Source organism: Pseudomonas sp. FG43, assembly GCF_057809175.1.
The window spans coordinates 111,131-131,111 of record NZ_JBMDJL010000010.1 but is presented as its reverse complement, the minus strand read 5'-3'; the positions used below and the strand labels follow the sequence as shown (position 1 = coordinate 131,111).

Genomic DNA, 19,981 nt, shown 5'->3' with positions numbered 1-19,981 from the left:
AAACCGGACTCGGCACGAGGCGAACGCACAGAGAGGCGTTGATTAAAAACAGCTACCTAATCGACGGGACGCTAATACGCTGGCACTTGATGAATTAAGTCAAAAGTTCGCAGCAATGGCGTAACGACCTGCACTGGCGTAATAGTTATCCCTGAATGTCATTGGCGGTAATCCGAACAGATCCTTGAAACGCTTATAGAAATGCGGATAACTGACAAACCCGGTGGCAAGTGCCACATCCGTTAACGATCGATCACTTTGCACAATAAGTTGCCGAGCCCGGGTCAGGCGCAACTCCAGATAATATCGATTGGGTGCAACGTTCAAATAACGTGCAAACCGTCTTTCAAGTTGTCGTCGTGACACGCCGACGTGACTGGCGATTTGATCAATCTCCATCGGCTCCTCGATGTGTTTTTCCATCAAGTTGAGGGCGACATTCAACGGTTTTGGAATAGCGACCGATCGAATGCATTCATTACTGAACGCAAAATCGTGCGCCAGTTGCCTGGGTTGATGAACCCGTCTGATTTCATCCACCAGGGAAGCGTCATTGCAGGAGCCCAGCTCTTGCATGAGTGCCAAGGTCATATCCAGCGCTGAATGGGCGTTGGCACAGGTGGCGCGGCGCTGTTCAAAGGTAAAGTCGAGGCCGGACACGCTCAATTGTGGGAAATACTCGCTGATCAGACCGCAACTGTCGCTGTGACACGCGAAGTCCAGCCCATCGAGAAACCCCGCATCAGCCAGGTAAAACGCGGCATTCCAGCACCCGGCAACAACGCCCCTGGCCGCTGTTTTTTTCAATACTCGTCGCAGCAGCGGATTGGCCGAAAGCCTGACACGTTGCCCCCCCACGACGATAACCGCATCGTGATTGAACCCCTCAGCCACCAGCCTTTCCGAAGAAAGCGGCACGCCGATATCGCTCTCGACCAGGCCCCCCGACAGCGAATAGGTTGAGACTTTATAAATCGTGTCGCAGTTGATCAGATTACCGGTGGCCAGGGCATCCATCGCCGTTGAGAAGGTTGTCAGCGAGAAATGATCGAGCAGGATAAAGGCCACCCGCACGATACGCTCATGTCCCGACGCCCCCCTGGATTGTCGAAACCCGATGTTCTGTAGCTTCAACGTACTCTGAAAAGTTTCCATCTTGCACCATCCGAAACCCATGACTTGAAACAAGGTACAACCGGCGTGCTGGCGAGGGACGTGGCCTCCGCCAACACGGACCTGGACCGATTACCTCACCGCTGCGGCACGCGCATCGCTGAGCCAGCCGTCGTAGGCTTGCTGGTTGGCCTTGATCCACTCCGCGGCATGGCGCTTGATGTCGGCAAGGGACTTTTCACCCTTCTGCATACGCAGGTTCTGCGCACTTTCATCGGCGGTGGTCAGGCTGACTTCGGACAGGAATTTGCGCGCAACCGGGTTTTTCTCGGCGAACTCTTTGTTCATGACGGCGTTAACCGTATCCACCGGAAAACCGAGGTTCTTGCCGTCGTGAAAGGTATCTTTGCTGTCCTTGCCATCCGGCAGCGAGGTAAACGGCACCGGCAGCCAGACCACGTCGCGCCCTTCCACCAGCACACTGGCAATCCATTGCGGCACCCAGGTGAAGAACAGCACCGGCTTGCCTTGTTGATAGCGGGCAATGGTATCGGCCATCAGCGCGAAGTAAGACCCGCGGTTATCGACCACCGTTGGCCCCAGGCCATAGGCTTTCATGTGATGTTCAACCATGACTTCGCAGCCCCAGCCGGGGTTGCAGCCGGTCAGGTCGGCCTTTCCATCGCCATTGCTGTCGAACAACTTGGCGATCTCTGGCCTTTTCAAGTCCGACAGATCCTTGATCTGATAGGCCTCTGCGGTCTTCTTGTCGATCATGTAGCCCTGCAGCACGCCCTTCATGATCTGACCGACCTTGACCATCACATCATCGCCACCGGCCTTGTTGTAAAACGCTTCGTGCAGGTGTTCCCACTCATGCACGGTGAAGTCTGCGTCGCCATAAGACAGCGCAAGAAACATCGCCGGGTAGTCGGTCTCCTTGGGCTGCTTCACGTTGTAGCCAAGCTCCTTGAGCCCGGCAATCACCACCTCACCGCGAAAGCGCTCTTCGGCAATAGTCGGAAAAATCGGCGTAATGGACACACCGGCACCGGGTTTAGTGGCATCAGCCGCGAAAGCCGCCGAGCACAGCACCGTACCGAACACCGACGCAATCAGGCCCGCAACGACGCTTTTTTTCAGATTTGCTAGTTTCATTTTTCACCATGCTTGGAATTTTTAATGGGTGAGCAGGCAAACTTAATTCGTCACTGGACGTACAACGTTCTTCTTTTTCTTCAGTTTCATGACCAGCCCCAAAGGCCCGGTTTCATACCAGCGTTGGCCGGTCGCCAAATCACTGCTGCGCTCCCCCATCGCCTGGGTCAGTCGATCAAGAAACACCGCCAACAGCACCAGACCAGCACCACCGACGCTCGCCAGCCCCATGTCCAGGCGACCGATACCGCTCAACACCATCAAGCCAAGCCCGCCGACCGAGATCATCGAGGCGACTACCACCATCGACAGGGACAGCATCAATGTCTGGTTGAGCCCGGCCATCATCGTCGGCGCCGCCAGCGGCAGTTGAACCTTCACCAGCATCTGGGTGGCCGTACAACCAAAAGCGCGGGCAGCCTCGATCTTGTCGGCCGGAACCTGGCGGATACCGAGGTTGGTCAGCCGCACCAGCGGCGCGACGGAGAAAATGATGGTGACAATCACGCCGGGCACGTTGCCAATACCGAACAGCATGACCACCGGTACCAGGTACACGAAGGCAGGAAGTGTCTGCATGGCATCCAGCACCGGGCGGATGATCACTTCCATGCGGTCACTGCGGGCACAAAGGATGCCCAGCGGTATGCCGATGACGGCGCAGAACAGCAATGACGTCAGTACCAGTGCCAGCGTGACCATGGCATCGGCCCAGACGCCGATCAGCCCAAGCCCCGTCAGCGTCGCCACACTGAAAATCGCAATGCGCTTGCCACCGACCTGCCAACTGATCAGCCCGGCAATGATGATGAATACGGTGGGAGGCACCGACAGCAGTCCCCACTGAACACCATCCAGGACTTGATCGACCGGCCAGCGGATCGAGCGAAATACATCCCGAAAGTTGTGCACCAAATATTTAAGGGCGGTTTCTACCCATGAGCCCAAAGGGATATTGATACTTTGAAAGGGGTCTAGAAAATTGAAGTCAGACATGGTGCTACCTCGCCCTCAGAAATGGCTTATCAATTCTGATTATTCGGAGTTCAGTTGCTACAAAGGCAGCTAAGAAGATGACCTTGTGAAATCGAGCCTTTATACAACCCGACTTCATCTACAACCGGCATGGGAGTGGCCGAGGCAGCAACGATATGAAAGATCTCTCGAAGAGAGGCTTCCGCCTTGATGGGAGTTTGATACCCAGGCTGATAAACGATGCCGGCGTCGTGCTGAGCGATATCACCTGCTTTCAGAATCCGGCTGGCATCGAATCCATTGAAGAAATCACGTACATAATCATTCACCGGATTGCACAGAAGCTCACGCGGCGTGCCGATCTGCACAACTTTTCCGCCTTCCATGATCGCAATCCGGTGACCGATCCGAACGGCTTCTTCGATGTCGTGGGAAATGAAGATAATGGTTCGATCCTGCTCGGCCTGGAGCTTGATCAACTCGCCTTGCATTTCACTGCGAATCATCGGATCAAGCGCAGAGAATGCTTCATCCATCAGCAGAATGGCCGGATCGTTGGCCAGAGCACGAGCCAGACCGACCCGCTGTTGCATGCCGCCAGACAGTTGATGTGGAAAACTGAGTTCCTGTCCCGACAACCCGACCTGTTCCAACGCGCCCATCGCGCGGCAGTAACGCTCTTTTTCGCTGACACCGCTGATTTCCAGGCCGAAACTGACGTTGTCGATGACGCTCATGTGCGGCATCAAGGCAAAGGACTGAAAGACCATGCCCATGTCTTTGCGACGAACCTGTAACAAGTCCTTGTCGGCTAGACCGGTGATTTCCTTTCCATTTAAAAAAATGCTGCCGGAAGTGGGTTCTATCAACCGGTTGAATAACCTGACCATGGTCGATTTTCCGGAACCGGACAACCCCATGATCACGAAAATCTCACCGCGGCGAACCGAAAAGTTAGCGTCAAATACACCGATTGCCTGGCCAGTCTTTTTGAACACTTCAGCTTTTGAAGCGCCCTCTTCAATCATCTTCATTGCAAGTGCTGGCTGCGTACCAAAGACCTTATATACATTCTGCACACAGATGATCTCGTCGGAGCTTGTCATACCTTGCCTCCCTCGCGTTGTGCAGTATTCGCATCAAGCGACATGCAAACGAGCGAAAATAAAATTAAGCGGCAGCGGTAATGAATAGATGTCTTCACGACGGGCTTCCTTTTATTATTTTTGGGGCCCTAGGAAAAAGGGATGTTTCAAATTTATTAGCATCACCCCGCTTAATCCAACTACATTTACAGGGACAATTTGATAACGTCAGGTTATTGATTGCCGTTGCGTCTCTCGGGGTGTGGCAACTGCCGCCCATGAACGACTGACGCTATCCTGCCAGCGACGCTGGCGTAGCCCTCCATGTCGGGTTCCGTTACCCTCCTCCCGCTTCATTGGGGAGCTGTATCGTTAAGAGAGCGTTTGAATGACCAAGCATGTCGACCCTGACACCATCTTGCTGAAGATGCCGTCCTTGAGGGCTGTGAAGGCATTTGTCGCGGCCGCCAAGTACGAAAGTTTTACCCGTGCGGCACAAGCCCTGTGCGTCTCGCAAGCAGCCATCAGTCGACAGATTCGCGAGTTGGAAAGTTACCTGGGGGCGCAATTGTTTACCCGGGTAGGACGTGCGGTGGAACTGACGGCCGCCGGCGCGGTGTTCTTTGATGCTGCACAGCTTTCATTCGTGAATATCGCTCAGGCCGCCGAACGGATCCGCAACAGTCAGTCCAGTAAAAAGGTCCTGACGGTATGTTGTTCCCCGGCCTTTTCCGCACTGTGGCTGGCCAATCACCTGCCGGAATTTTTCGCGCAAAGCGAGGGCATCGAACTCAACCTGATCACTACCCAGAATTTCCTGACCATGGAACCTGGTGTTCAGCCTGACATTTTTATCACCAAGATCTCTCGCATCAGAGAAGGTTATCGAAGCTATCCGTTATGTCATGACGTCATCTACCCCGTATGTACCCCGCAGTATCTGCAACAGCACCCGGAAATATCGACCATTGAAGGCGTGCGCGACTCCGCACTGTTGAACCTGAGCCCCTATGGTCGTTCGCAAGTGGCCGAGCATGTCGACTGGGGCGTCTGGCTGGCTTTCCAGGCGATTGACATCGACGACCGCCCGGCCAACAGCCCGCAGATATTCAATGCCAATGACTACAACCTGCTGATCAGCATGGTACTGACCCACCAAGGCATCGCGCTTGGCTGGAATCACCTGGTCACGCCGCTGGTAGAGCAAGGGTTGCTCGTGCGACCGATCGAACAGAAGGTTCAACTGCGAAACAGCTGGCACTATTTGAGTTGCCGTGAAAACCCGGACAATGAAGAAGAGCTACGGCGCTTTCGCGAGTGGATCCTGTCGAAGTTTCCCCGCCGCTAACCAGCCCCCTCAATCATCGGGCGATTTGGTTATCAATTGCCCAACGAAAATGTTGCTAGAGCAACACAACCTTCCTGGCTCATTGTTGAGCAGCACCGGCCAAAAGGGGTCCGGGGTTACTCACCAGGAAAGGACGGTTGAATGTCACTCTTCGAGTTCTGTCGCGACTTTGATTTCCTCAACGCCCCGCTCAAGACCCGGTCAATCGTGCAGGACAGCCTGCTGGATATCGTCGGCGTCATGGCTGGCGCAGCTTCCAACGAAACGAGCATGGCAATTCGGCGTTACGCCACACTGCACTACCCCGCCGGGACCTACACCAGCCGCCTGATTTTCGACGGACAACGTGTCAACCTGCTCGGCGCGGCATGGGCCGGAGGCTTCAGTGCCGACAGCCTTGATGCCCATGAAGGCCACTTCAAATCCAAGGGCCACGCAGGTGCAACGGTAGTTCCGGCACTGCTCGCGCTGGCAGACGCACTGCACGACCACGGCCGGGATATCAGCGGGCACCAATTGCTGACGACCCTGTGCATCGGTTATGAAACCGCACTGCGCGCCGGTTCTGCCCTGATGGGGACCTCGCCCACGTATCACGCCTCCGGTGGTTTTTCGGCAATGGGTGTGGTGTGTGCCGGCTCGCGACTGCTCGGCCTGGACCAGCAAACCTTTCGCCACGCCCTCGGCATCGCCGAATACTTCAGCGCACGCTGCCCGATGATGCGCGTCGTGCAAGCGCCAACCATGTTGCGCGACGCCCATGGTTCCGGCGCTTTTGTCGGTTTGAACGCCCTATTGATGGCCAGGGAAGGCATGACGGGTGCCCCGGCTGAAACCGTGGAAGATGCCTCGGTTACCGAGTACTGGCGTGACATGGGTCAGCGCTGGGAGATTGACAGCCAGTATTTCAAACCCTGGCCGGTGTGCCGCTGGGCACAGCCTGCCTTGACGGCGATGCTCGAAATGCAGCGAACCCATCCGCAACTGGACGCTGATTCGATTGAAGCCATTCGTGTGGAGACTTTCCATGAGTCGATGTGCCTCCAGGGGCACTCCCCGGCCGATGCCGATCAAGCGCAGTACGCCCTCGCCTTTCCGCTGGCGGCGCTGATCGTTCGAGGAAAACTGGGGCCCGATGAAGTGACCGGTGCATCCATTCACTCAGCCGACATTCTGGCCTTGAGCGGGCGAATCGAAATTGTCGAAGCGGCGGATCTCTCAGCCAGATTTCCCGGCGAGATCCTCTCACGGCTGATCATCACCCTGAAGAACAGAGCAGTGCTTGTCAGCCCGATCACCGCAGCCCGAGGGGACCCGCAAACCCCGATGAGTGCGCAGGAGCTGAATCAGAAATTTGACCTGTTCGCCTCCGGCCTGGGCCTTGAGCGCAGTGCTGCAGTAAAGCAGGCGATCAAGAACCTTGGGCACGCTTCGTCTGCCATTGATGCGCTCGCACCGATTTTCCAAGGGGTTTCAAACCTGGCTGAATGCCCGGCATCCATAACCTCCAATCATTGATTGCCCATAGCAAATGTCGTTTGTGACGACCGTCATCCCCCCTATAGGCTGAGGACTATCGTCTCCTTATTGGGTCATGCGTATGGCAGCTGCGCCATGTGCATTCAAGGCAATAAAGAACACGCTGTTTTTTTCAAGACTCTACCAGTCACATTAAAAGGTGACCGCTCAAGATCTATGTCCCGGGAGGATAAAAATGAATAATAAAGAAACCGTTTTTGACCTGATCGCACAACGCAAACCATGGCACTCGCTCCCCGGCGCTCTTTACAGCAGTGAAAGCGTATATCGCCAGGATCTTGAGCACATCTGGCACAAGGACTGGATATTTGCCGGCCACACTTTCGAGCTTGCAAAACCAGGACAGTATTTCACGCTGCAAGTCGGTGATTATCCAGTGGCCGTCGTACGCGGCAAAGATGGTGAAGTGCGGGCATTCCACAATGCGTGCCGCCACCGTGGCGCAAAGATTTGCGAGGCGGACCACGGCAAAGTCGCGAAGATGGTCTGCCCGTACCACAAATGGACCTATGAGCTGGACGGCAATCTATTGTTTGCCGGGAACATGGGCCAGGACTTCGACAAATCGCAATACAACCTGAAAAGCGTTCACTGCGAAATCGTCGACACCTACATTTACATTTGCGTCGCCGCCAAGGCACCGGATTTCGAAGGCTTCCGCAAAGCCGTCAGCCCGTTTATTGCGCCGCATTATCTTAATGACTGCAAGGTGGCCTTCGAGTCGAACATCATTGAGAAAGGCAACTGGAAACTGGTCTTTGAAAACAACCGCGAATGCTACCACTGCGACGGCTCCCACCCGGAGTTACTGAATTCGTTCGTCGATAACCTCTCGGTGGGTGGCATCAGTGGCGAGGATGATCCTGAGCTGTCGGCCTACTGGTCGAAGTGCGAGAAAGCCGGGTTGCCAAGCCGTTTGGTGATGGACATCAATGGCCAGTTCCGCATGACCCGCATCCCGCTCTCATCCGGTGCCGTCAGCTACACCATGGACGGCAAGCCAGCCGTCGCCGGCCGGCTGGACAAGACCTGCGAAGCCGATATCGGCGCCCTGCTGTATTTCCACTACCCGTCCACCTGGAATCACTTCCTCGGTGACCATGCACTGAGCTTCCGGGTGCTGCCGATCAGCGCCACTGAAACACTGGTCACCACTAAATGGCTGGTGCACAACACGGCGGTGGAAGGCGTTGACTACGATATAGATCGCCTGACCAAGGTCTGGATTGCGACCAACGATCAGGACAGGACATTGGTCGAGGGCACCCAACGCGGCGTGACCTCTCCGTCGTACGAGCCAGGCCCGTACTCGGAAACGGCCGAGACCGGAGTGTGCCAGTTTGATGACTGGTACTGCACCACCATGATGGATCGGCTCAAAGGGCCGATTCCATTGAAATCCGTTGGCTGACAGCCACTCGATGCAACGTCGGTTCTTCCACTTGAAGAACCGACGCCCATGAGCTGGAACCGTATAGATAAGGATGTCAGCAACAATGAGTACCTCTACGCCTTCTTTAGCGATCAATGCCAATTACGGCGAGCGCGTTTCCACCCGAATCACGTTTTTAATCACTGGTATCGTCATGTCGGCCTGGGCGCCTCTGGTGCCATTGGTGAAAGCGCGTACCGGGCTGGACGACGGCGGCCTGGGATTGCTGCTGTTTGGCTTCGGCACAGGTTCGATCGTCGCAATGCCCTTCGCGGGATATCTGACTGCGCGTTTTGGCTGTCGCCCGGTGATTATCTGTTCGACTATCGCCTTGTGCAGCTTACTGCCGATCTTGAGCCATGTGGCGTGGCTACCGGGGTTGGCAATATCCGTACTGTTGTTCGGTGCCAGCATGGGCATGCTCGACTGCGCGATCAATATCCAATCGATCATCGTTGAAAAAAACAGCGGCGAAACCCTGCAATCCGGTTTCCATGGTCTCTACAGTGTCGGAGGTATCGTCGGCGCGGGGGCGATGACGGCCATGCTCAGCCTGGGACTGGAGCCGTTGCTCTGCGTACTGTGTCTGGTCGCGCTGATTCTTGCCTCACTTTACAAGGCTGCTCCGATGCTGTTGCCCTACGGCACTGAAAGGAGTGGCCCGTTGTTTGTGATTCCGCGAGGCATTGTGCTGCTACTGGGCAGCCTGTGTTTCATCGTGTTCCTGACCGAGGGCGCCATGCTCGATTGGAGCGCAGTCTTTCTCGCGTCCCGGCAGGATATGTACCCAAGCTACGTGGGCTTGGGGTATGCATGCTTCGCTGCTGCCATGACCATCGGGCGCCTGACTGGCGACATGATCGTCAGCAGGCTGGGTGGCGTTCGCGTAGTGGCGCTGGGCGGGATCTGCGCGGCGGCGGGCATGGCAGTCTCGCTGCTATTCGACAACTGGCAAGCGTCGTTACTCGGTTATGCCCTGGTCGGTGCAGGTTGCTCGAATATCGTCCCGGTTCTGTTTACCGCCGCAGGGCGACAGACCCATATGCCGCAGCGCGCAGCCATCCCGGCGATCATTTCCATGGGGTATGCGGGCATCCTTGTGGGGCCGGCATTCATTGGCCTGGCAGCACATATCAGTTCACTGACAATCGCGTTAAGCGCACTGGTGTTCCTGCTGCTGTTCGTCAGCTATGCCGCGCGTTTACTCAAGGTTTGAATCTGCCGTCAACTTGCTCCACCACTGCCTGAGTGACAGTTGTCATCAGAAGAGAGCTTTCACTGACAGAACTCATATAAATCAATCAGTTAGGGCAAGCCGACACTCCTGCGAGCCAGCGCCACCATCTCCGGCTTGATTTCCTTGAGCGATTTTTCAGAAAGGATGAGATCGTCAATTGCACCGAGCATCCCCCGCAGGATGAAGGTCGCGGTGGAGTGGGGATTGTTCACGACAAAGATTCCCTTTTTCTGTCCCTGGATCAGAAGGTCGGTCAGCCCCGTGATGATCCTGGTATTTCCCACAGTCCAGCGAGACCCGGGATAGTTACTCCAGGCGATATCGTGCAACTGGTCCGCCGAGCGAATGTACCAGTCACAAGCGGCACTGACCCATGCATCCAGCCGGACATCGGGGTCCTGCCCTGCCCTCGTTTCCAGTACGGCATCCAGATCGGCCTCGAACTCATCGACCACACTCTGGCGTAACGCCGCGAGCAGCGCCGATTTAGATTCATAGTGGTGATAGAAGGTGCCTTTGCTTGAGCCTGCGCGCAGGACGATATCATCCACGCTCGTTTCAGCGATTCCCTTTTCCGAAAACAGCACAGCCGCAGCTTCCAGAATGTTCCTGGCACTTCGCAAGCCGCGTTGCTGAGGCTTGCGAGACCGCAAGGAAGTGCATTTGCTCGAAGCGGGCTCGTTTTCTAGTGTCAATTTGTTTCTCGCGAATCGATTTCAAAACACCTGTGCGCGCCTGCCGCACCGTCAGCACCCGCAGTTTACCTTGCCAAGCGCATGGGGTCTTCCTTGCGAAACAGACGACTTCCTGCGCCAGAGGGAGCCGCTCTTCAGCTTGACAAAATAGACTGCCAGTCTAAAAATCGCAAAAACAGACTATCAGTCTGTTTTAACGCTTCTGCTTTCAGGCATTTTTCAGCATGCCGCAATCAGCCGGGCTCAGCAGATACTCATGGGATATACCGTAATGACTGGCATAGATTTAACAGAGGCTCTGCCTTGGGCGCTCGCAGCATTCTTTCTGTTGGGCGGGATCGTGAATTGGATCGCTCCGGCGCGGATCAGGAAAGACTATGAGCGATGGCGCTACCCTGGCTGGTTCCATTACGTCACTGGCGGGCTGGAAATTATCGCGGCCATACTTTTCATTTTTCCGCAGACACGGATTGCAGGCTCAATCCTCGCCATTGCAATCATGGGAGGAGCCTTTGCTACCCTGATCTTCCATCGCGAGTACAAACATGCACTTCTTCCTGCCCTGGTGCTTTTCCTGGCCCTTGTGTGTGGATGGAGCGCAACCTAGCAAGCTCTGGGCGAGTCAGTTTCGGTGCCACCGACACCTTCATGCCGACTCGCCTGCCCCAACGCCATCCACGCAAAGGCTGAGGATGTGAGCAGGACCACGACGCCCAGGGCAAACGGACTCCACCAGCCCAGGCTGTCGAACAGCATGCCACCCAGCCCGGCTCCGACAGTGATCGCCATTTGAATGGTGGCGACCATCAGGCCACCACCCGCCTCGGCATCGTGCGGAAGAGTCTTGCTCAACCATAGCCCCCACGCCACGGGCGCAGGCGTTGCAACCAGTCCCCATGCCGCGAGCAGGACTCCCACTGCCCACATGGAGCTACCCATCTCGATCAGCAGCGCAGCGAGGACTGCCATCGACAGCGGAATGGCGATGAGATAGGCGTACATACGGGTTTGCAGCAATGAGCCCATGAAGTAAGTACCGACGACACCGCTCGCTCCCAGCAACAGAAGCATGAGCGACAGCGTCGTGACACTCACGCCGGTGACGGCTTCCAGAAACGGGCGCAGATAAGTGAAGACTGCAAACTGCCCCATGAACAGCAGCATGATTGCCAGCATCCCGAGCGCGACTTGAGGATTACCCAGCAAACGGAAAGGATTACTGGAGCGGGTAGTCGCTTCACTGCGCATCGCGGGAATGCTCAACCATTGCCAGATGAATGCAAGCACGGCCAGCGGTATCACGAGGAAAAACGAGCCTCGCCATCCGATGAACTGCCCAAGATAACTGCCCAATGGCGCAGCAACCGTGGCCGCCAATGCGTTGCCACCGTTAATGAGTGCCAGGCCTTTTGCAACGGAGTCCTTGGGCACCAGCCGCATGACAGTCGCGGTCGACATGGACCAGAAACCGCCAATCGAGATACCCAACAGGGCGCGCCCGGTCATGAAGAGCATGCCGTTATGTGCCCAGGTAACAATTGCGCCAGAAATCACCAGCAGCAGACTGAAACTCAGCAGCACTTTCTTGCGGTCGAATCGCCCGGTCAGCGGCGTATTCAGAAGGCTGGTAAGGACGGCAAAAAAGCCGGAAATCGAAATCGCCTGGCCTGCCTGCCCCTGGCTGATCCCAAGGTCCTGGGCAATCGGCGTAAGAAGGCTGACCGGCATGAACTCCGATGCGATCAGTACAACGACACAGAGCGCCATTGAAAATACGGCGCCCCAGGCCGGAGGATGGCCGGGAGTCGTTTGTCGCTCCGGGTGGGTTTGCAGTGTATTCATATTTCTCCACCTGCTGAGGCTTTCGAGAGAGTGGGAGAACTGCGCGACAAACCTGTCGGCACAATCCGCATAACCTGCTCAGATGATTCGGCCGAGGGCATTCTCAGGCCCATGCCAGCCGAGTCGCTTGAAGCGTATGTAGAGGCTGGGTCAGCACTTCAGTCGACGCTGTTCCACCATGCCTCAAAGGTCTGGGCACGACCGTCGAAGTGAACAGGCTGACCGATCATGGGGGTCCACAGGGCATAGCCCCTTCCTTCGCTGGCCACAGTCAGGCGTCGGAAAGGATCGTTCCAGTCATGTGACGCGAGGGAGAAGCGTCCCACATGCCCCGGAGTCAATACTCGGGCACCGAGGTCGTTGGCAGCCTGAGCGGCCTCTTCGGGGTTCATGTGCAGGTGAGCCCAACGCGGATCGTACTGACCGCTGTCGAGCGACACCCAGTCGAACGGACCGAAGCGTTTGCCAATCTCTGCAAAGTGGCTGCCATAGCCAGAGTCGCCGCTGAAGAACAGCCGCCGCTGAGGGGATTCCAGCGCAAACCCTACCCACAACGCCTGATTACGGGTCAGTGTGCGTCCGGAATAATGCCGCGCAGGTGTCGCATGCAGTTTCAGATCCTTGCTGACTTCATAGCTGTCATACCAGTCCAGCTCGTGAACCCTGGCCGCGTCATAACCCCAGGACTCGAAATGCGCTCCGATGCCCAATCCGGTAACCACCTGTTTGACCAGAGGCTTGAGGGCAAGGATCGTCGGGTAATCGATGTGATCGTAATGGTCGTGGGTGAGCAGTAATACATCGATCCATGGCATGTCCTGCACCGAATAGATATTCGTGCCGCCAAACGCAGTCACCACTCCGGGCAATGGCGCCGCATGATCACTGAATACCGGGTCGATCAGGATGCGTTTGCCGTTCAGTTGCACGTACCAGGAAGAATGGCCGAGCCACACCACCAGATCATCCTGTGGGTCCAGCGAGCGCAGGTCGGTCTTTTGCGTGGGAATATCATGGGCAGGCCGAGGCTTGCCCTTCTGCGCGAAAAAGTTATCGATGCGGATCGACAACTGGGTAGCACCATTGGTCAGGAAAGGCGTGTCCTCCTGATTCTGAAAGGCACCATTCACATAGTTCGGCGACGCCTGGATGCGGGCAAGCCGCTCGCCCTGAGGCAACTGCCCGAAAACCGGCTGACGCATATAGAAGAAGGCTGCCGCAACCAGCACGGCAATACCGACCGTGAGCACGGCCAATGTTCGCAACAGGATTTTTCTCATCTCGGCCCAGGCCACGTTCAAAAGTTGCCCGCGATGGTAGGGAGAGAAGGCGTATCGAACCAGACCCGTATTACTTGATACGGCTATGAATGAGATTCAACAATGCGTCTGCTTTCTGTCTTGTCGCAAATGAATTCGTCCCACGGACTGCCGCTACCCGGCTCAATAATCTGTTGAACGCTATGACATCAGCCGGTTGACTGTCAGCAACCAGACGAAGAGACTGGTCATAAACGAGGCATCGATCACCTTTATCATTCCCACTGATAATAACCTTCGGTTTATTCGATTCGTTAATAGAACCCCCTCACAACAGAATCCGCCCATCTCATACTATCGGCGGATTTTTCCATGTCTCAGTCTCTCTCTCATTTGCGCTATCCCCTCACCGCCCTCGCCCTGATCGTGATCAGTGCCTGCGGACGCGCACCTGAGGCCACCATGGCTCCAGCCGCAGCCAAAGTCAGTGTCGCCAAAGTGCTGGAGCAGCCGATCAACGAATGGGATGAGTTCACCGGTCGCCTGGAAGCGCCGGAAACCGTCGAAGTTCGTCCGCGGGTTTCCGGGCAGATCGATCAAGTGGCTTTCACTGACGGCTCACTGGTCAAGAAAGGCGACCTGTTGTTCCAGATCGATCCACGCCCTTTCCAGGCAGAAGTTCGTCGCCTTGAAGCCCAACTGCAACAGGCTCGCGCCGTAGCCAATCGCAGTGAAAACGAAGCCGAACGCGGTGAGCGTCTGCGTACCAACAATGCGATTTCCGCTGAACTGGCAGACTCGCGCACGACCTCGGCACAGGAAGCAAAAGCCGGTGTTGCGGCGATTCAAGCGCAACTGGACGTGGCCAAACTCAACCTGAGCTTTACCCGCGTCACTGCGCCCATCAGCGGTCGCGTCAGCCGTGCGGAAATCACTGCCGGCAACATCGTGACTGCCGATGTCACGCCTCTGACCAGCGTGGTCTCCACCGACAAGGTCTACGCCTACTTCGATGCTGACGAGCGCGTATTCCTCAAGTACACCGAACTGGCGCGCAAGGGTCAGCGCGGCCAGACCACTCCGGTCTACCTGGGACTGTCCAACGAAACCGGCAACCCTCACCTGGGCCAGATGAACTTCGTCGACAACCAGGTCAACCCGAGGACTGGCACCATTCGCGGTCGCGCTGTGTTCGACAACACAGATGGCAGTTTCACCCCCGGCCTGTATGCACGCCTCAAGCTGGTGGGCAGCGGCACCTACTCCGCGATGCTGATCAACGACGAAGCCGTTGGCACCGATCTGGGCAAGAAATTCGTACTGGTGATGGAGAAGGACAACAAGCCTGCCTATCGCTTCGTCGAACTGGGTCCCAAGGTTGAAGGCCTGCGCATTGTGCGCAGCGGTCTTGGCAAGGACGACACCATTATCGTCAAAGGCTTGCAGCGCGTTCGTCCTGGCCAGCCTGTAGACCCTGAAGTAACGCCAATGGCTTCCAGCGAAACACTGGCTGCACTGCTTAAACAACGCCAGGCCCTCGAAGCCAGCAACCTGCCACAAGTGACGCCCAAGGCGGCTGTCAAAATCGCCAGCGCAACTGCGCCTCGCGGCTAAGGGACTCGTCCGATGAACTTCTCCAAATTCTTTATCACGCGGCCGATCTTCGCAGCAGTGTTGTCACTGTTGATCCTGATCGCAGGCGCTATCTCGCTGTTCCAGTTACCGATCAGTGAATACCCGGAAGTGGTCCCGCCCACAGTCGTGGTACGTGCCAGCTTCCCCGGTGCCAACCCCAAGGTCATCGGTGAAACCGTTGCTTCGCCACTGGAACAGGCCATCACTGGCGTCGAGAACATGCTGTACATGTCCTCGCAGTCCACGGCCGACGGCAAGCTGACCCTGACCATCACCTTCGCACTGGGCACTGACCTGGACAACGCGCAGGTGCAGGTGCAGAACCGCGTTACCCGAACCGAACCCAAACTGCCCGAAGAAGTGACCCGTATCGGTATCACGGTGGACAAGGCGTCTCCCGACCTGACCATGGTCGTGCACTTGACCTCACCGGACAACCGCTACGACATGCTGTATCTGTCCAACTATGCCGTGCTCAACATCAAGGATGAGCTGGCACGACTGGGCGGTGTCGGTGACGTGCAACTGTTCGGCATGGGCGACTACTCGCTGCGTGTCTGGCTGGACCCGAACAAGACTGCTTCACGCAATCTGACCGCCACCGATGTGGTCAACGCCATTCGTGAGCAAAACCGTCAGGTTGCTGCCGGCCAACTGGGCGCGCCACCCTCCCCGAGCGCAACCAGCTTTCAGATGTCGATCAACACTCAGGGCCGTCTGGTCAGTGAGGAAGAGTTCGAGAACGTTGTCATTCGTGCAGGTGCCGATGGTGAAATCACTCGCCTGAAAGATATTGCCCGCGTGGAACTGGGCTCGAATCAATACGCTCTGCGCTCGCTGCTCAACAATAAACCGGCTGTTGCCCTTCCGATCTTCCAGCGCCCCGGCTCCAACGCCATCGATATCTCGAATGACGTGCGCAGCAAGATGGCCGAGCTGAAAAAGGGCTTCCCGGAAGGCATGGACTACAGCATCGTCTATGACCCGACCATTTTCGTGCGCGGCTCCATCGAAGCGGTAATCCATACCCTGTTTGAAGCGCTGATCCTGGTTGTACTGGTGGTGATCCTGTTCCTGCAGACCTGGCGCGCCTCGATCATCCCGCTGGTCGCTGTGCCGGTGTCGCTGATCGGTACGTTCGCGGTCATGCACATGTTCGGCTTCTCCCTGAACGCCCTGTCGTTGTTCGGGTTGGTACTGGCCATCGGTATCGTGGTGGACGACGCCATCGTCGTCGTGGAAAACGTCGAGCGTAATATCGAACTGGGACTGTCTCCGATGGAGGCAACCCACAAGGCCATGGGTGAAGTGACAGGGCCGATCATCGCCACGGCGCTGGTGCTGTGTGCGGTATTCGTACCGGCTGCGTTCATTTCCGGGCTGACAGGTCAGTTCTATAAACAGTTCGCTCTGACCATTGCCATCTCGACCGTGATCTCGGCGTTCAACTCCCTGACCCTGTCGCCGGCTCTGGCAGCCGTCCTGCTCAAGGCTCATGGCGCGCCCAAAGACAAGTTCTCGCTGTTCCTCGACAAACTGCTCGGTGGCTGGCTGTTCCGTCCGTTCAACCGTTTCTTCGAGAAAGCCAGCCATGGCTATGTCGGCACGGTAGCCCGCGTCATCCGCAGCAGCGGCATCGCACTGCTGGTTTACGCAGGGTTGATGGTTCTGACCTGGATGGGCTTTTCCAGCACGCCGACCGGTTTCGTACCGAGCCAGGACAAACAGTATCTGGTGGCCTTCGCTCAACTTCCGGACGCTGCCAGCCTGGACCGTACCGAGGACGTCATCAAGCGGATGTCCGAGCTGGCGCTTCAGCAGCCAGGTGTGGAAAACGCCATCGCCTTCCCGGGCCTGTCGATCAACGGCTTCACCAACAGCCCCAACAACGGTGTGGTATTCGTTGCACTCAAGGACTTTGACCAGCGCAAGGACCCGAGTCAATCGGCCAATGCCATCGCTGGCGCGCTGAACGGCAAGTTCGCGTCCATTCAGGAAGCTTACATGGCGATCTTCCCGCCACCGCCGGTACAGGGGCTGGGCACCATTGGTGGTTTCCGTCTGCAGATCGAAGACCGTGGCAACCTGGGTTATGACGAGCTGTACAAGGAAACCCAGAACGTCATCGCCAAGAGCCGTAGCGTGCCGGAGCTGGCAGGCCTGTTCACCAGCTATACCGTGAACGTGCCTCAGGTCGATGCCGCCATCGACCGCGAAAAAGCCAAGACCCACGGCGTTGCAATCAGCGACATCTTCGATACCTTGCAGGTTTATCTGGGCTCGTTGTACGCCAACGACTTCAACCGCTTCGGCCGTACCTATCAGGTCAACGTTCAGGCTGAACAGCAGTTCCGTCAGGACGCCGACCAGATCGCTCAGCTCAAGGTGCGTAACAACCTGGGTGAAATGATCCCGCTGGCAACCTTCGTCAAGATCAGCGATACCGCAGGTCCCGACCGGGTGATGCACTACAACGGCTTCATCACCGCCGAGATCAACGGTGCCGCCGCACCGGGCTACAGCTCCGGTCAGGCAGAGGCCGCCATCGAGAAACTGCTCAAGGAAGAACTGCCCAACGGCATGGTCTACGAGTGGACAGACCTGACTTACCAGCAAATTCTTTCGGGTAATACCGCGCTGTTTGTCTTCCCGCTCTGCGTACTACTGGCGTTCCTGGTACTGGCAGCCCAGTACGAAAGCTGGAGCCTGCCACTGGCTGTGATCCTGATCGTGCCGATGACTCTGCTGTCAGCCATCGCCGGGGTGATCATTGCCGGTAGCGACAACAACATCTTTACCCAGATCGGACTCATCGTACTGGTGGGCCTGGCATGCAAGAACGCGATTCTGATCGTCGAGTTTGCCAAGGATAAACAGGAAGAAGGCCTGAGCCCGCTGGATGCGGTACTGGAAGCCTGCCGTCTGCGTCTGCGTCCGATCCTGATGACCTCGTTCGCTTTCATCATGGGTGTTGTGCCACTGGTGATCTCCAGCGGTGCCGGTGCCGAGATGCGTCATGCCATGGGCGTGGCGGTGTTCTCCGGGATGCTCGGCGTGACCTTCTTCGGTCTGCTGCTGACGCCGGTGTTCTATGTGCTGATCCGTAACTATGTCGAACGCCAGGACGCCCGCAAGGCAGCCAAGGCCCAGAAACTGAACACCTTGTCTGCGGAGATGCATTGATGAGCGCTCTGAAACTCTTCGTTCCGAGCCTGCTGGTTCTGGCGCTGGCGGCCTGTGCCGTCGGCCCGGATTACAAAGCGCCTGACACTGCACCGGCAAAACTCGCCTCGGCAGCCCAGGGCAACCATGACCGCAGCAAGGTGGATACCCTGTGGTGGCAGCAGTTCGACGACCCGACCCTGAACACACTGGTCAGCCGTTCACTGGATGGCAACCGTGATCTGCGAGTGGCCTTTGCCCGCCTGAAATCGGCACGGGCGATTCGCGATGACGTCAGCAACGATGCCATGCCCGTGATCACCAGCCGGGCCAGCAGCGACCTGGGTAAAGGCCAGCAACCGGGTACAACTGAGCGCCGCGTCAACAGCGAACGCTATGACCTGGGCCTGGACATGGCCTGGGAGCTGGACCTGTTCGGTCGCATTCAACGGCAACTGGAAGCCAGCGAAGCGGATCAGGAAGCCGCCGAAGCCAATCTGTATCAGCTTCAGGTGACGCTGATTGCCGAAGTGGTCGATGCCTATGGTCAATTGCGCGGCGCCCAGTTACGCGAAGCCATTGCCCGGGACAACCTGAAAAACCAGCAGGACTCCCGAGGCGTTACCACACAATTGCGTGATGCCGGAGTCGGCAACGAACTGGACGTGGTGCGCGCCGACGCCCGCCTCGCCGCCGTCGAAGCCAGCGTGCCACAGTTGCAGGCCGAGCAGGTGCGTCAGCGTAACCGTATCGCGACGTTGCTGGGCGAACGGCCCGAAAGCCTCAGCGTGGACTTGAGCCCGGCAAAACTGCCGGCCATCGCCAAGGCCTTGCCGATTGGCGATCCGACTCAGGTATTGCGTCAGCGTCCTGATATCCGTGCAGCCGAACGTCAACTGGCAGCCTCCACCGCGCGTATCGGTGTGGCGACTGCCGACCTGTTTCCACGGGTCAGCCTGAGCGGCTTCCTGGGCTTTACTGCCGGGCGCGGCTCACAGATTGGCTCGTCGGCCGCCAGAGCCTGGGCCCTGGGTCCGAACATCACCTGGGCCGCTTTCGATCTGGGCAGCGTCCGCGCCCAGATCCGCAGCGCCGATGCCGATGCCGAAGGCGCGCTGGCCAACTACGAACAGCAAGTACTGCTGGCGCTCGAAGAGTCGGAAAACGCCTTCAGCGACTACGACAAACGTCAGCAACGCCTGCTGGCTCTGATTCGCCAGAGTGAATCGAGTCGTGCCGCGGCGAGACTGGCGTCCATCCAGTATCGCGAAGGCACGGCGGACTTCCTGGTCCTGCTGGATGCCGAGCGGGAACGACTGGCAGCCGAAGACTCACAGGCCCAGGCAGAAATCGAGACCTATCGCGGTATCGTGGCTATCTACAAGGCTTTGGGCGGTGGATGGCAACCACAGGCCTGATGCATTGATTGCATGACCGATAAGCCTCGCACTCCATGAGCGCGGGGCTTTTTTCCGTCCCGTATTTACAGGCTATTCAAGAT

At 57.1% G+C, this 19,981-nt stretch carries 15 protein-coding genes; 8 read left to right on the top strand and 7 right to left on the bottom strand.

The genetic code is table 11. The annotated features are described in order from the left end of the window. Positions 1-99: 99 nt before the first annotated feature. The 4 genes from ACODS3_RS14110 to ACODS3_RS14095 form a co-directional block, all read right to left on the bottom strand. Positions 100-1,074, bottom strand: coding sequence for a GlxA family transcriptional regulator (locus ACODS3_RS14110; RefSeq protein ID WP_304574053.1), 975 nt, complete (start codon positions 1,072-1,074; stop codon positions 100-102). Between the two features lie 171 nt (positions 1,075-1,245). Further along, positions 1,246-2,271: a glycine betaine/L-proline ABC transporter substrate-binding protein ProX gene (proX, locus tag ACODS3_RS14105; protein ID WP_201019611.1), complete on the bottom strand. Its 1,026-nt coding sequence runs from the start codon at positions 2,269-2,271 to the stop codon at positions 1,246-1,248. Positions 2,272-2,313: 42 nt separating this feature from the next. Further along, the gene (proW, locus tag ACODS3_RS14100) at positions 2,314-3,267 is read right to left on the bottom strand and encodes a glycine betaine/L-proline ABC transporter permease ProW (RefSeq protein WP_201019610.1); all 954 of its coding nucleotides are present in this window, start codon (positions 3,265-3,267) and stop codon (positions 2,314-2,316) included. A 50-nt stretch (positions 3,268-3,317) separates the two neighbouring features. After that, positions 3,318-4,352, bottom strand: coding sequence for a quaternary amine ABC transporter ATP-binding protein (locus tag ACODS3_RS14095; RefSeq protein ID WP_201019609.1), 1,035 nt, complete (start codon positions 4,350-4,352; stop codon positions 3,318-3,320). Positions 4,353-4,719: 367 nt separating this feature from the next. Here ACODS3_RS14095 and ACODS3_RS14090 point away from each other — a divergent pair, with 367 nt between their 5' ends. From ACODS3_RS14090 to ACODS3_RS14075, 4 genes are all read left to right on the top strand, one after another. After that, the gene (locus ACODS3_RS14090; protein ID WP_304574051.1) at positions 4,720-5,679 is read left to right on the top strand and encodes a LysR family transcriptional regulator; all 960 of its coding nucleotides are present in this window, start codon (positions 4,720-4,722) and stop codon (positions 5,677-5,679) included. Positions 5,680-5,820: 141 nt separating this feature from the next. Next, the gene (locus ACODS3_RS14085) at positions 5,821-7,197 is read left to right on the top strand and encodes an MmgE/PrpD family protein (protein ID WP_489034830.1); all 1,377 of its coding nucleotides are present in this window, start codon (positions 5,821-5,823) and stop codon (positions 7,195-7,197) included. 196 nt (positions 7,198-7,393) lie between these two features. Further along, positions 7,394-8,629 carry an aromatic ring-hydroxylating oxygenase subunit alpha gene (locus ACODS3_RS14080; protein WP_489034828.1) on the top strand — a complete coding sequence of 412 codons (1,236 nt, stop codon included), beginning with the start codon at positions 7,394-7,396 and terminating at the stop codon, positions 8,627-8,629. A gap of 85 nt (positions 8,630-8,714) precedes the next feature. Continuing rightward, positions 8,715-9,866 carry an MFS transporter gene (locus ACODS3_RS14075; RefSeq protein ID WP_489034826.1) on the top strand — a complete coding sequence of 384 codons (1,152 nt, stop codon included), beginning with the start codon at positions 8,715-8,717 and terminating at the stop codon, positions 9,864-9,866. Positions 9,867-9,955: 89 nt separating this feature from the next. Here the strand turns inward: ACODS3_RS14075 and ACODS3_RS14070 are convergent, their stop codons facing one another. Then, positions 9,956-10,510 (bottom strand): TetR/AcrR family transcriptional regulator, encoded by a 555-nt coding sequence (locus ACODS3_RS14070; protein WP_268939678.1) that lies wholly within the window; start codon positions 10,508-10,510, stop codon positions 9,956-9,958. Positions 10,511-10,853: 343 nt separating this feature from the next. Between ACODS3_RS14070 and ACODS3_RS14065 the strand changes: the two genes are divergently transcribed. After that, positions 10,854-11,189: a DoxX family protein gene (locus tag ACODS3_RS14065; RefSeq protein ID WP_201019603.1), complete on the top strand. Its 336-nt coding sequence runs from the start codon at positions 10,854-10,856 to the stop codon at positions 11,187-11,189. Here ACODS3_RS14065 and ACODS3_RS14060 read toward each other — a convergent pair. Together ACODS3_RS14060 and ACODS3_RS14055 are read right to left on the bottom strand one after the other, a co-directional pair. After that, positions 11,186-12,424 (bottom strand): MFS transporter, encoded by a 1,239-nt coding sequence (locus ACODS3_RS14060; RefSeq protein ID WP_201019602.1) that lies wholly within the window; start codon positions 12,422-12,424, stop codon positions 11,186-11,188. The genes ACODS3_RS14065 and ACODS3_RS14060 overlap by 4 nt on opposite strands. Before the next feature lie 158 nt (positions 12,425-12,582). Beyond that, positions 12,583-13,689 (bottom strand): MBL fold metallo-hydrolase, encoded by a 1,107-nt coding sequence (locus ACODS3_RS14055; protein ID WP_236250237.1) that lies wholly within the window; start codon positions 13,687-13,689, stop codon positions 12,583-12,585. Between the two features lie 366 nt (positions 13,690-14,055). Between ACODS3_RS14055 and mexE the strand changes: the two genes are divergently transcribed. The 3 genes from mexE to ACODS3_RS14040 are packed head-to-tail and all read left to right on the top strand — an operon-like array spanning position 14,056 to position 19,898. Beyond that, positions 14,056-15,297, top strand: coding sequence for a multidrug efflux RND transporter periplasmic adaptor subunit MexE (gene mexE, locus ACODS3_RS14050; RefSeq protein WP_489034824.1), 1,242 nt, complete (start codon positions 14,056-14,058; stop codon positions 15,295-15,297). A 12-nt stretch (positions 15,298-15,309) separates the two neighbouring features. Further along, on the top strand, positions 15,310-18,501 hold the full coding sequence (locus ACODS3_RS14045; RefSeq protein WP_489034822.1) for an efflux RND transporter permease subunit: 3,192 nt from the start codon (positions 15,310-15,312) through the stop codon (positions 18,499-18,501). Continuing rightward, a complete protein-coding gene (locus ACODS3_RS14040; RefSeq protein ID WP_201002162.1) occupies positions 18,501-19,898 on the top strand; it encodes an efflux transporter outer membrane subunit in 1,398 nt (465 codons plus the stop codon). Before ACODS3_RS14045 ends, ACODS3_RS14040 begins: the two co-directional genes overlap by 1 nt. The last annotated feature ends 83 nt before the right edge of the window (positions 19,899-19,981 follow it).